The sequence below is a fragment of the Pseudorhodoferax soli genome, from assembly GCF_003337555.1.
Classification (GTDB): Bacteria; Pseudomonadota; Gammaproteobacteria; order Burkholderiales; family Burkholderiaceae_C; genus Pseudorhodoferax; species Pseudorhodoferax soli.
This window is the reverse complement of record NZ_QPJK01000011.1, coordinates 231,484-244,091: the sequence shown is the minus strand read 5'-3', so window position 1 is coordinate 244,091 and position 12,608 is coordinate 231,484. Positions and strand designations below refer to the sequence as shown.

Sequence of the window (12,608 nt, the reverse complement as noted above, 5' to 3'; positions counted from 1 at the left end):
ACGGTGTTGCGCGAGAGTTCGCTGGCGGCCGTGATCATCTTGGTCTGGTCGACCAGCGAGAAGCCCAGCTGCTGCGTCAGCTTGCGCACCAGCTGTCGACTAGCCACGATATCGGCTTCCGCACGCAGCGCAAGCTGCCCGCTGCTGTCAGTCGGGTTCAAGCGCTTCTCCCTGCCGACTCTGCTCGAGCAGCAGCATGCCGCGCTTGACGTTGAGCGCCGTCTTCACGCCGTGCAGCGACAGGCCCAGTTCCACCAGGGTGATGGCCACAGCCGGCTGCATGCCCACCACGACGGTGGTGGCGTCCAGCACGCGCGCGATGCCCGAGATCGAAGCCAGCATGCGGCCGACGAAGGAGTCGACGATCTCCAGCGCCGAGATGTCGATCAGGACGCCGTTGGCGCCGCTGGTCTCAATCTTGGCGGCCAGGTCGTCCTGCAGCTGCAGCGCGGTCTGGTCTTCCATGTCGACCTGGATGGTGACGAGCAGCGCGCTGCCCATCTGCAAGATCGGGATGCGGTACTTCGCCGGTTTCTCAGGCGGTCTTGGTCACGACATAGCCGCCGCGCTTGAGTGCTAGCGCCAGCGCGGCCGCCAAGCTAGCCTTGGTGGTCACGCCCTGCAGATCCACGCCCAGGTGCACGATGGTCTGCGCGATCTGCGGACGCACGCCGCTGATGATGCAGTCCGCGCCCATCAGGCGGATCGCGGTGACGGTCTTGAGCAGATGCTGTGCGACCAGCGTGTCCACGGTCGGCACGCCGGTGATATCGATGATGGCCAGCTCAGACTCGGTGTCGACGATCCTCTGCAGCAGTGCCTCCATGACCATCTGCGTGCGGCTGGAATCCAGCGTGCCGATCATGGGCACGGCCAGCACGCCCTCCCAGAGCTTGATGACAGGTGTGGACAGCTCCAGCAGCTCCTGCTGCTGGCGGCTGATCAGTTCCTCACGCGTGCGCTGGAACGCCGTGGCCGTCCATTGCGCCATCGCATCGAGCTTGGTGGTCACGCTGACCACGGCCTGCAGCAGCGTCTGGCTGTCCTGGCCCAGGCGTTGCTGCAGCGCCGCAAAGATTGGCTGCTTAAGCGCCAGCACGAAGGCGCTGGTGTCGCCCGCGCTCTGGCCCTGGGCCGCGCGCGATGCCGACAGCGTGTCGAGCAGATGGCGCGCATGGGACCAGCCCTCGGCCCGCAGGTCGTCGGGCGCATCGCTCTGCAGGGCTCGCAGCAGTGAATCCAACAGCGCGTCGGCCTCCTCTCGAGTGGCGGAGTTCGCGCCTGGACCGTGCGTCGCAGATGACCACGCGTTCAACAGCGCACCGCGTTCCTCTTGAAGCACGGCAATCAGGGTCTGGTCGTGGGAAGCCATCGGAGTCCTTGCTCTTGTTGGTCCGCGGCGCGGACGACACACAAGTCTACGTCCCTCGGATCGCGCAGTTCGCACGAGGAAGATGACCACCGAGCACGACAGGAGCTCCGTTCTCGCACAATCTTGCGACAGCGGTGCCACACTTGCGCGTGGTTTTTGTAGGATGGAGGTCTATTTGGCCAATGATGGACGGTCCATCGCCTCGGCGGTCCGACCTCCCCCATCACTCTTGCTCGACAGGGAGCAACATGACGTTTACAGTGCGAATTGCTCGGATAAGAGCCGTTGGAAGTGCTGGGGTGGACATTGTCGAGGCCCAGGTGCTTGATGGATTTGCTGTCCTTGGTCAGACGGCGGTGGTCAGAACACATGGCCTCAACGACCGCCTTCAAATCGTCGGCATAGGTGTGGAGAGGAGTGACCAAAGCATGTTGAAGCTGTGCTTCGCGCACCCGTCGAATCTTGCGGTCGGCGACATTCTTAGCAGCTAGCGGCCCCGTATCCGTTAGAGCCCCATCTGAAAGCGGTCGGCGTCTAAGTCAGGGCGGTCTGTAGCTCGACGGCGCAAACGGGACTTGGCTGGACGAGTGCTTTCCCTCAGCCCACTCGGCGACGCGCTCGGCGGGCATGGGCCGGGCGAACAGGTAACCCTGCAGCTCGTCGCACTGTAGGCGCGTCAGCACCTGCTGCTGCGCTTGCGTATCCACGCCCTCGGCCACCACCTTGAGGCCCAGCGCATGGGCCAGCCGGATCACGGCCTGGACGATGGCACGCGCGTCGGCGCTGCACTCCAGGTCCTGCACGAAGGAGCGGTCGATCTTGAGTTCGCCCACCTGCAGCTGGCGAAGGTAGGAAAGGCTTGAGTAGCCCGTGCCGAAATCGTCGATGGACAAGTGCACCCCAATGGCGCACAGCGCCTCGAAGGCCTTGAGCGTGCCCTTTGCGTCCTCCATCGCGACCGATTCGGTGATCTCGAAAGTGAGTTGCCGGGGGTCGATGCCGGCCTGCGCGATGGTGGCCGCCACCCGCCGCACGAAGGCGTTCTGGCGCAACTGTGCACCCACAGGTTGACGGCCACGCGCAGCCGCAGGCCCTGCTCCTGCCATGCCGCGATCTGGCGGCAGGCCTCTTCGATGCCCCAGTTGCCGACCGCGGAAATCAGCCCGAAGCGCTCTGCCACGGGGATGAACAGCGCCGGGCCCAGCATGCCACGCGTGGGATGCTGCCAGCGCACCAGCGCCTCCACGCCCGTGACGACCTCGCGCCCGGCGCTGACCTTGGGCTGGTAGTGCAGCGCAAGCTCGCCGCGCTCCAGCGCCAGCCGCAGGTCGCGCTGCAGCTCGATCTGCTCGCGCACCTTCGGCGTCGGGGCCCATCTGAGGGAAACAGCGCGACGCCGATGGAGCACGACAGCCGCACCTCGTGCCCGCACTGCTCCATCGGCGCGCTGACCACGTCGATGAGCCGCTGCGCGGCCTGCGCGACGGCGGCCGAATCGCTGACGCCCTCCAGCAGCAGCACGAACTCGTCGCCGCCCACGCGCGCCACCGTGTCGCAGGCGCGCAGCTCCGCCGCCAAGCGGCGCCCCACCTCCTGCAGCACGGCGTCGCCGACGCGGTGCCCGAAGGAGTCGTTGACGGGCTTGAAGCCGTCCAGGTCGATGAACAGCAGCGCCAGGCTGGTGTTTTCACGCCGACAGAGTTCTACGGCGGAGGCCACGCGCTCGCCGAGCAGCAGCCGGTTGGGTAGGCCAGTCAGCGCATCGCGGAAGGCGATCTCCTGCAGTTCTGGCTGCCTTGAGCGACACCGCCAGCCGCTCGGTCTTGCCCTGCATGCCGGGCGTCCAGCAGCGAGGTGAACATGGCCAGGCTCAGGAGCATGGTGGCCGCCACGGTGACCACCACGCCGACGCTGTCGCCGCGCAGCTGGCCGGCGCTTAGGCAGACGCTGTCGGCCGAGAATGCTGCCGCGGCCATGCCGGTGTACTGCATGCCGCAAATCGCCGCGCCCATGACCAGCGCGGCCAGCACCTGGCGGTGGCGCGCTGCCACGCCGCGGTAGCCGCGCAGTGCGAAAAAGATCACCAGCGCCACGGCGGACGCCAGCACGGCGATGGCCGCAGAGGCCGCGACCAGCAGCCAGTCCCAATGGATTCCAGGTGTCAGCTCCACGATGCCATGGTCGGGGATTTGAGCACATGCAACTCCGCGCGGCAGTTTGCGTCTTGCGTCGGGTTGCTGCCGCGTCACGTGAGGACAGGCGCAAGACACAGCAGGTGTGCATCTCCTGAATAAGTAAGCCGACTTGAATCGGGGCGGTGCTATGCCGCGCCGGCCGGTCAGGCCGACCGACCACGTCAAGAACCGAGGTCGACCAGGTTTCGCACGTGGCAAAACTACAAGCCGCCGGCTACCTTCAGCACGCTGCCGGTCACGTAGGAAGCCTTGTCCGACAACAGCCATAAGATGGCCTCGGCGATCTCGGGCGCCTCGCCCGGTCGGCGCATCGGAATGCGCGCTGCCACACGCTGAGGGCGCCCCGGTTCGCCGGCTGCGGCGTGGATGTCGGTCAGGGTGGTGCCGGGCGACACGGCATTGATGCGGATGCCCTGCTCTGCCAGTTCCTTGGCCAGGCCCACCGTGAACGCTTCAACAGCCGCCTTGGAAGCTGCATAGTGCACGTACTCGCCCGGTGCACCGAGCGTCGCGGCGATGGACGACACATTGACGACCACGCCAGCGCGCCCCGCCGCGCACCAGCGTCGCACCGCCTGCTGGGTGAGCAGCATGGTGCCCAGCACATTGACATCTAGCACCTGCTCCAGTGTGGAGCGCGAAGCCTGCGCGAAGCCGCCCAGCGGACCGGTGATGCCAGCGTTATTGACGAGGCCGTACAGCGGCGGCAGCGCAGTCGGTAGTCGGTCCAGCAGGGTCTCCGCAACCTGCGGGTCGCCCACATTGGCCTGCAGGCAGGCCGCTCGGCCGCCTGCCGCCACGATCTCGGCTACCAACGCGTCGGCCGGCCGCTGCTGCGTGGCGTAAGTGATGCAGACGGCATGGCCGGCGGCCGCGGCCAGCCGCGCAGTCGCAGCTCCGATGCCGCGGCTCCCGCCGGTGATGAGCACAGTGCCTGGGTCGTTCATGGGATGGTCCTCCTTGCAGTGGGTGGCGGGTGCCGAAGCACCAGGGCGACGGGTGCGGCCAGCAGCACGGCGCAGATCGCCAGGCCCAGGCCGAGCGTACCGGCATGGCCCAGGCGCTGCAGCGCCAACGCCACGGCCACCGGCGCAGCAGCGGCCAGCACGAAGGCAGGCCGCAAGATGGCGCCGACGATGCGCCCGTAATGCGCGGTGTCGAACAGGAGCAACGGCATCGCGCCGCGGGTGATGGTGGCGATGCCGTTGCCCGCCCCATAAAGGAACGCAAAGGCCCCAGCCCCGGCCAGCGAGGTGCCGATCAACAGCGCCATCGCATATGCGCCGGCCAGCAGGGTGCAGGGCAGCAGGTTCAGGCGGATGGCGTCGATGCGGTGGCCCCAGGCCACCACCCAGGCACGGCCGCAGAACTGGCCCACGCCCAGCAGCATGGACAGCGAGACCGCTGTCTTCGTGTCCCAGCCCAAACCGACGAGGAGCGCGAGGAAATGCGCCGCCACGCCGGTCTGCATGGCCAGCACCAGCACCGCGACAAGGCCGTAAAGCCAGGTGTCGGCCGGCGCCGTGCTCCGCACCTTCGGAACGGACGGGGCATGCACCGGCACCATGCCGGCCACGGGGCTGCGGTGTGTGTGCCGCGGGATCGCCAGGTGCAGGGCCGAGCCCAGCAGCAATAGCAGCGCATAGACCCACAAGGCGCCGCGCCAGCCCACTGCGTCTGCGAGTGCCTGGCCCAGCGGCCAGAACAGCGTGGAGGCGAAACCGCCAAACAGCGTGATCTGCGACATCGCGCGCTTGGCAGCCGGACCGCCCACGACAGCCAGCGCGGCGAAGGCCGCGTCATATAGCGCCAGCCGCATGCCCAGGCCCAGCAGCACCCAGCTCAGGTAGTACACGGCCAGGTGCTGGGCGCTGGCCAGCAGCGCGCAACCCAGCGCCCCGGCCCAGCAACCGGCCATCATGGCGCCGCGCCCGCCATGGGCGTCGATCCAGCGGCCGACCGCGCTGGAACTGGCAGCCATTATCAACAGTGCTAGCGAAAAGCCGCCCTGCACCCAGGCCGCACTCCAGCCTTGCTCGACTGTGATCGGCTGGGCGAACACCGCGGTCAGGTAATGCATCGCGCCCCAGGCGATGAGTTGCGACAGGCCCAGGCAGCAGACCAGCCACGCGCCGATGCTCGGCGGCTTCGGTGGTGCGGTTGAACAGGGCATGCGGCGATTTCTCCGGCCGTGACTCTAACCGCAGGCCTCGGCGCGAGCATGCACAAGTCTCATGGATGGCCGCACGTTTTTGCATGCCGCGTAGGCACCTGGCGCCCCGCACTGTGGTCAGCACCGGAACACCACGACCGTGAAATGCAACTGGACCACGCCTGCCAACGCCTATGCCAACGCGCTCGGATGGCCGGGCGACGCATCGTGTCCGCGTCTGCCGAGTCGGTCATGGATCTCGTCGTCAATCGAAGGATGTCGAAGCGTCAGCAGATGCGCTGGTCAATGTACGGTGGCCATTGTCTGCTGCAGACGAGGTGGAGATGCACGACGGAAAGCTTGAGCAGCACTTCGAAGCATGGTTCCCTCATTTCCGGACGCCTGTGCTGCAACGATGTTGAAAGGCGCTCGCCCAGAACACATTCACTCCGAACCAGCATGCATAGCCTGACACTACCGTGACGTGGGGGCCGTCAACGCCTCTCAAGGACCCAAAGACCCCGCCCCGCCAAACTTCGCCTCGCCAATGCGACGATTCGTCCCGCACTTGTCACGGTCACCTCACCGGATGCGGGGGCCTGAGAACCTGTGAAGTCCAGAACGAACTCGCCTTCCAGAACATACTCCGCCCCATCCGTTGCCAGCCGCACCTGGTGGTACCGCACGGATTGGCGAACTGGGCTCTCGCGCTGCTGGCCGGTATCTTCATTGGAGACCACCCAGGCGCCGCCAAGGACCTGAATCGTACGGCCCGTCAGATTGTTGATCAAACTTGCGCCCTGCCCTGCTCGCCTGAGCTCACGCTGCCTCGTCGTCGTGCCGGCAACTGCCGAGCCGATGTCGATGGCTTCAAAGTTCCCAGCTGCAGTGCTGTCGAGTATCGGCTGCTCGTGCGGCGCGCCGCCAAGGCTCACGCGCAGGGCGCTCAGCGTGCCGGCCAGTGAGACGTTGAGGTCGGACTGCGCAGCGAACTGAGCGGTCGTGCGCGCCTTGCCGCTCAACCAAATACCGAATGGCGTGGTCCAGGAATCGAAGGACGCCTCGACCACCCGGCTCCCCGCAGCAACTCGCCGACCAGCGACCAAGGGCGTTCCATCGACGTGAACGGAACCGATCCCAGACTGGCAAGCCTCCGCCGTCACGTTCAGCTGTGCGTCGAGCTGGCCAAAAGAGGCGCCGATGGCGAGGTTCAGACCACTCCAAGCGTCAAGCAAGTCCACGATCCGTGACTCGAACGCGTCGTTGGGCGCTGCGGCCACGGTCAACCTGGCAGGACGACTCGTCACCGTCCCTGCATCATTGCGAACCACGACCCGTACTGTGGACCCGTTGTCCCCGAGAACAGCATCATGCAGCGTCAGATCTGGCATGTTGGCTCCCGCAATGTCGGAACCGTCGCGCTGCCATTGATACCGCAAAGGTCCTGTACCTTGTGCAACGACGCTGAATGTGGCGCTGGAACCGACGTACACGGCGGTTTCCTGCGGCTCTCGCACCAGTGTGGGAGCGGTGGCCGTTTGAGAGACGCGAACCAACGCTGCGGGACTGGTCGTCTGTCCGTACGGGTTGGCCACACGGACGGCGTACGAGGAACCGTCATCTGCAGGGGAAAGTGCCTGCGTGGTGTACTGGGTGCCTTGGGCGCCAGCGATCTCAACACCATCGCGCAACCATTGGTACTGAAGCGTGGGCGATCCGCCCGCAACCACTGCAAAGCTCGCGCGCTGCCCGGCGACCAACGACACTGGGTCAGGTCCCGCAAGAACGAAGGGCGCTCGACCCTCGGTACGCACGTTGAGCACCGCAGATTGACTGGTCGCGCTGCCGAGGCGGTTGCTGACCTTCACACTGTAAACAGCCACATTGTCTTGAAGTGCGGCACGATCCACGAAAAGCATAGAGCTGCCACCAGTGCTGACGATGTGGTGGCGCCCGTCCCCATTGGCCACATCCGCACCGTTGCGTTGCCATAAGTACTCCAGAACGGGGCTGCCCATGGCATACGCGCGGAACACGGCTGACTGTTCCTCGACTACCTGCTGTGGTTCCGGATCGCGCACGACTACAGGTGCCATGCCAGCGTCTGATGGACTGCCCGTCCCAGGGGTCGTCGGCGTTCTCGGCAAGGTCAAACACGCGACCTCGACGAAGTCCACGGCAGTTCGTGCAATCGGTCTGAGCGGGCTGACCCTGCCGTTGAGGGATGCCTGCAGCACCGCGCGCGAGTTCGGCCGCACGCCGAGGGTGAACTTTCCGTCTGCGCCCGTCTGCGCGCTCGCAGTGCCGGAGTACTCAACGCCGCTCGCCTGCACCTGCACACTTGGGTACGGGTTGGCGCGGCAGCGACATCAGTGTCGGCGCATCCAGTTCGGCGAACACGCTGGCGCGGCTGCCGGGCAGCTTCTGGAACGGCCGGTCGTTCACGCTCGATAGCAGTTCGGTGATGGCTGCATCGACCTGGGCGACGGTGTCGAAGCGATGGTGGCGCAGCCGGGCCAGCACCCAACGGGTGACGACTTGCACTGAAGACTCGGCGGTGGCCTTATCCCTGGGGGTTCGTGGGCGGGCAGCAAGCACCGAGGTACCGTAGTAGCGGGCGAAGTCGAGCACGGTGTCGTTGGCGCGTGGTTCGTAGCGGTCGGGCGAGGCGATGAGGAAAAGCTGGCTCGCCAAAGTACCCATCGACGTCGGTCCGCAGGCTTGGATGGCGGGGCGCCTAATGGTCCATCCAATGCAGCACCGTATTAGGTCGGACATGGGTGGGTCCGTCGGCCAGCGCTTCGGCTACCGCTGCCAGATGCAGATGCCAAGGCAGCTGCTAGGCCGGCATGAATGCCAGGACTTGGCCCAAAGCTTTGCCATCGCCTTCATGCGCCGCTTTTCCTCGGTGGACACGTAGACGGTAGTCGCCAGCGACGCGTGCCCCAGGATCTCCTTCTCGATCTCAACACGGATGCCTCGCGCGATCGCGTGCGATGCATGGGTGTGCCGCAGCCAGTGCGTGCTGGCCCTACGCAGCCGATCAGCGCCCTTCGCATCGTCCAGCGAGTCCAACACGCGCCCGCATTCCTCGAAGAACCGCTTGAGCTGGTCGTACAGCGTGTTGGCCGTGATCCCCTGCTTGGGATCGTCGCCATGCCGCTTCTGCACCGAGGGCGCCACCGCCTACATGTCAGCCGCCTTGCCCAGCAGGTAGGCACCTTGGTTGACCCCAGCCTCCGGGTCGCAGTCCAGGCCTCGCGCGATCAAGTAGTCCGCCAGCCGCCCGACCACGTCAACGGGCACCGGCACCTGCCGCAGCTTCTGCCCTTGCAGCGCATGGATTCGACATCCGATCTTCCAGATCCCCAATCTTGGACGGAGTGAGCGCGACGAGGCGCCACTGCGTGCAAACGGCCGGACAGCAAGCTGACAGGCCATGCTGCGGGGCCACGGCTCGCGGTGTTCGATCAGGTCATGACTTTCCCCAGAACTTTGCCATTGCCTTCATGCGCCGCTTTTCCTCGGTCGTCACGTAGATCGTGGTCGTCGCCAGCGACGCGTGTCCCAGAATCTCCTTAGCCACCTCGACACGCACACCACGCGCGATCGCATGCGACGCATGGGTATGCCGCAGCCAGTGCGTGCTGGCTCGGGTCAGCCGCTCAGCCCCCTTGGCATCCCCCAGCGAGTCCAGTACGCGGCCGCACTCGCCCAAGAACCGCTTGAGCTGGTCGTACAGCGTGTTGGTGGCGATCCCCTGCTTCGGGTCGGCGCCGTGCCGGGTCTGCAGTGAGGGAGCTACCTCACCGAGGTCGGCCGCCTTGCCCAGCAGGTACGCGCCCTGGTTGACCCGCGCCTCCGGATCCGGATCGAGGCCCCGCGCGATGAGGTAGTCTGCCAACAGCCCGATCACATCCACCGGCACGGGCACCTGGCGCAGCCGCTGCCCCTTGCCCACCACATTGAGCAGCCAGCCCTCCACGTGCTCGTCGTCCTCGCTGTCCGGTGGGTACTCCACCCACTGCAGATCGTCCACCTTGGCCGCCACCGCTTCAGACAGCCGCAGCCCCGTGGCGTAGAGCAGCGACAAGGCAAATTTCAGACGCTGCGCCGTCGAGCGGTCTGGCTGCCTCTGCGCCTGCTCGCCGATGAACTGCCACTGTGCCATCGAGAAACTCCGTCCCGGGTTCATGCGCGGCTGGGCCGAGCGCGGCACAGCGATGCCAGTCCACGGGTTGCCCATCAGGTAGTTCTTGTCGACCCAGTAGGCGTAAAGGCTCTTGAGGATCGTCAGCGCCTGGTGCTGCGCCGACGCAGACAACGGTCCCTCGAAGGGCCGCCACAGCGGTGACCAACGCTCGCGGTTGCGCTGCCCACACCAACGTGACCGTGGCAGCGGATCCGCCAGGAAGTCGCGGTAGGCCACGCAATCCTCCGTGGTCATCGACGACAACGGCTTCCTTCGCTCGACCACCGCCCATAGCAAGAAGCGCTCGGCCTCCTTGCGGTAGGCCCGCTGCGTGTGCGAGAGCGTCTGCATCCAGTCCAGCTCTGCGGCCACGCCCAGGTCGCGCCCGCGGCGCCGGGCCTTGGCCCGTTCCTGCTGCGCCGGCGTGGCAGCGGTCTTCGAGCGCAGCCAGGCCAGGATGGCCTCGTAGTCGTTGCGCGCCGCCATGAGGCACTGGGCCTGCGGCCGACGGTACTGGCCGGCCCGCCCATCGAGCTCGGCGGGCACCAGCAACTTCTCCAGCGGCCGCACATCGGTGGCCGGCTCGACCACCTTCTGCAGCTCATGGCGAAACACCTTCGCACGCGCCAAGGCCACGTGGGTGCCGATGGCCAGGCCGAGCGACTCCCGGTGCTCGGTCAACCACTGCTGCACGCGGGCGGCCTTGGCGATGCCCACGCCGCGAATCGACGCGGTCCAGTTGCGCCCTACCCCATTGATGCGCTCGACCAACTGGTGCAACGTGAAGATCCCCACCGCCTCCAGCCGCAATGCCACGCTCGGGTTCAGCCAGGACGCCACGGCATCGCCCGCCCGCGGCGGCTGGGCCGCCAGCTGCTCGAGCCAGCGCAGCGCGTCCAGCTGCCGCGCGATGAGCTTAGCCCGGCGCCCCTGGTGCGCACTGGCGTTGCCGAACTCCGCTTCGAAGGCCTCGATCTGCTCGGCTTCTGAGAAATCCTCCAGCCCGCGCTCGGCCGCGAAGTCCTCCAACGAGGGCACCGCAGGCCCGGTGTCCGGGATCTGGCTCACGTCCATCAGCACGAGCCGCGCCGTGCCGTGTCGAGCCTCGCGCCGCGCGGCCGCGGCGAACGCATCGCGGATCCAACCGATAGTGCCTTTCACCAGCCTCAGGTCGGTCGCTGGGCCTTCGACCTGCAGGTAGCGGTCCCAGGCGTGGCGCATGTCCACGCCCTGCACGAGCGCGCGGATGAAGGCGAAGTGGGCGATGCCCAGCTTTCGCGCGCGAGCGTCGATGGTCACCGCACACCTCCCCGCGCGGTGGCCAGCGGACAGCCCAGCGCTCTGCGCCACTGCCCTGCCCTGTCACCACGACCATGGTCGCAGCGACGCCCAAGCGCTCCATGAACGCATTTGCAGCCGCAAGCAAATTCTTGAACAGTAGCAAGCACTTACGTCACCCCCTCGGAGCCTCGGTTCAGAACGGATAGTTTACGACACCTATTTTGATAATGTTGATAATATAAGTTATCAACGTATGTGTGTAGCTCAAGATTCACCGATGCAATGGCGCCGACTACGGGCACGACAGGTGCTTTGGGTAGTTGGAACCCGGATCAGGACAAGGGGTCTAGTCCCCTCACTGCGCGGCTCGCTCCAGAGGACTTTGTCGGGCCGCCAAGGGCAAATGGCGCCCTCCCCTGCCCTACCCCTTGGGGCCTCATGAAAGCGGCCATAGGGGCCGTTGTAGGCAGCGCCTCTCCTGCTTCCGGCAACGCCGGATAGCGGCACCCAGCGTCCCCATCAAGGTGGCCGACCGCGTCCGTCCTATCGATCCAGTTGTTGGACACCAGGGTCGTGGTGAGATCGCCACCGAAGACATAGCGTCAGCGTTCTGAACGACCGCTTGAGCCTGTCGCAAGCGCCAACCATTTCCCTCGCGGCAGCTCTCGGCCTCGCGCAGAAGTAGACCGGACGGGAGCAGGCGGCTTGACCACCCGCGGATGAGACCTGGCCAGGAGAACGTCTGCGCTTGTTGCGGCACGCCCTTAGCGACACGAGCTCTCACCATGTACATGGCGAGGCGCCAGAAGCAGCCAACAGCTTTGGATATGAATGGCGGTTGGACCAGATCTCACAAGCCTAGCAGGAGGTGCTGAACGGTTCAGCTTCCCTTGCGGTCTGAGTGAGGCGGGCGATGTCCGCTGGTCTTCGTCTGCACTAGTTGTGTAAGCCTCGTGCCCCACACTGGCCGAGCTTGCATCTGTGGATGCTCAAGTGGCGCACCCAATATTGGCTGGGCATGCAGGCTAAAGTCCATTCAGTGTCCTGCGTCCGGGTGGCGTTCGGGTGAGACCATCCGAGGAACAGCCTCTCCGCTGGATGGGTGACGTCAGCGACATCCAGCCCTCGAGTGCTCGCGTCTCACTCGCTCCAGTGCCGGCATTCCTGCGGCCAACGGAGGAAGAAATGAACTGCCCTTCCAAGGTCGTGGACGGCAGTGCCAACGTTAGGAATAGCCCTCGCGCCACAAAACTTTCTTCGAGCGTCGAACTCGGTGTTGAACCGTTCAACACTCGTCCAAAGACACCTTGGACTTGGCCAGCCAGATACGTCAGAACGCCGACAAGCTTGTCCGAGATGCAGGACGCAGGCTTCCATGCGTTCATTGGTGCGACACATCAAGCCGCTCACGAGGCG

At 65.8% G+C, this 12,608-nt stretch carries 10 protein-coding genes and 4 pseudogenes; 1 reads left to right on the top strand and 13 read right to left on the bottom strand.

Translation table 11 applies throughout. The features are described from left to right. The 8 genes and pseudogenes from DES41_RS39430 to DES41_RS31815 form a co-directional block, all read right to left on the bottom strand. Positions 1–161 (bottom strand): annotated as a pseudogene (locus tag DES41_RS39430) (anti-sigma regulatory factor); the annotation flags it as partial. Then, on the bottom strand, positions 148–501 hold the full coding sequence (locus DES41_RS31845; RefSeq protein ID WP_114471638.1) for an STAS domain-containing protein: 354 nt from the start codon (positions 499–501) through the stop codon (positions 148–150). The gene DES41_RS31845 and the pseudogene DES41_RS39430, both read right to left, overlap by 14 nt. Before the next feature lie 34 nt (positions 502–535). After that, a complete protein-coding gene (locus DES41_RS31840) occupies positions 536–1,372 on the bottom strand; it encodes an STAS domain-containing protein (RefSeq protein ID WP_114471637.1) in 837 nt (278 codons plus the stop codon). A 539-nt stretch (positions 1,373–1,911) separates the two neighbouring features. Further along, positions 1,912–2,645 (bottom strand): annotated as a pseudogene (locus DES41_RS39425) (putative bifunctional diguanylate cyclase/phosphodiesterase); the annotation flags it as partial. Beyond that, complete coding sequence (locus DES41_RS39685; protein WP_281277254.1) at positions 2,531–3,106, bottom strand: diguanylate cyclase domain-containing protein; 576 nt, start codon at positions 3,104–3,106, stop codon at positions 2,531–2,533. The gene DES41_RS39685 and the pseudogene DES41_RS39425, both read right to left, overlap by 115 nt. 20 nt (positions 3,107–3,126) lie before the next feature. After that, entirely contained in the window at positions 3,127–3,543 is a 417-nt protein-coding gene (locus tag DES41_RS39680) for an MHYT domain-containing protein (RefSeq protein WP_281277252.1), read from the bottom strand. 224 nt (positions 3,544–3,767) lie between these two features. Then, positions 3,768–4,514, bottom strand: a complete 747-nt coding sequence (locus DES41_RS31820; RefSeq protein ID WP_114471633.1) for an SDR family oxidoreductase — start codon at positions 4,512–4,514, stop codon at positions 3,768–3,770. Then, positions 4,511–5,740 (bottom strand): MFS transporter, encoded by a 1,230-nt coding sequence (locus tag DES41_RS31815; RefSeq protein WP_114471632.1) that lies wholly within the window; start codon positions 5,738–5,740, stop codon positions 4,511–4,513. Before DES41_RS31815 ends, DES41_RS31820 begins: the two co-directional genes overlap by 4 nt. Before the next feature lie 180 nt (positions 5,741–5,920). On the opposite strand from DES41_RS31815, the pseudogene DES41_RS39410 reads away from it, so the two are divergent. Beyond that, positions 5,921–6,141: pseudogene (locus tag DES41_RS39410) on the top strand (ISKra4-like element ISBugl3 family transposase); the annotation flags it as partial. A 72-nt stretch (positions 6,142–6,213) separates the two neighbouring features. Here the strand turns inward: DES41_RS39410 and DES41_RS31810 are convergent. From DES41_RS31810 to DES41_RS31790, 5 genes and pseudogenes are all read right to left on the bottom strand, one after another. Continuing rightward, complete coding sequence (locus DES41_RS31810) at positions 6,214–7,815, bottom strand: immunoglobulin domain-containing protein (RefSeq protein ID WP_114471631.1); 1,602 nt, start codon at positions 7,813–7,815, stop codon at positions 6,214–6,216. A gap of 253 nt (positions 7,816–8,068) precedes the next feature. Then, positions 8,069–8,395 (bottom strand): annotated as a pseudogene (locus DES41_RS31805) (IS21 family transposase); the annotation flags it as partial. Between the two features lie 129 nt (positions 8,396–8,524). Beyond that, a complete protein-coding gene (locus tag DES41_RS31800; RefSeq protein WP_114471630.1) occupies positions 8,525–8,902 on the bottom strand; it encodes a site-specific integrase in 378 nt (125 codons plus the stop codon). Positions 8,903–8,905: 3 nt separating this feature from the next. Then, the gene (locus DES41_RS39675) at positions 8,906–9,031 is read right to left on the bottom strand and encodes a hypothetical protein (protein ID WP_281277251.1); all 126 of its coding nucleotides are present in this window, start codon (positions 9,029–9,031) and stop codon (positions 8,906–8,908) included. Between the two features lie 163 nt (positions 9,032–9,194). Further along, entirely contained in the window at positions 9,195–11,210 is a 2,016-nt protein-coding gene (locus DES41_RS31790) for a phage integrase family protein (protein ID WP_245965956.1), read from the bottom strand. Positions 11,211–12,608 lie beyond the last annotated feature (1,398 nt).

Bases quoted from the DNA above. Each gene is read 5' to 3' on its own strand.
- DES41_RS31845 (WP_114471638.1), bottom strand. From the start codon at position 501: ATGGGCAGCGCGCTGCTCGTCACCATCCAGGTCGACATGGAAGACCAG.
- DES41_RS31840 (WP_114471637.1), bottom strand. From the start codon at position 1,372: ATGGCTTCCCACGACCAGACCCTGATTGCCGTGCTTCAAGAGGAACGC.
- DES41_RS31820 (WP_114471633.1), bottom strand. From the start codon at position 4,514: ATGAACGACCCAGGCACTGTGCTCATCACCGGCGGGAGCCGCGGCATC.
- DES41_RS31815 (WP_114471632.1), bottom strand. From the start codon at position 5,740: ATGCCCTGTTCAACCGCACCACCGAAGCCGCCGAGCATCGGCGCGTGG.
- DES41_RS31810 (WP_114471631.1), bottom strand. From the start codon at position 7,815: ATGGCACCTGTAGTCGTGCGCGATCCGGAACCACAGCAGGTAGTCGAG.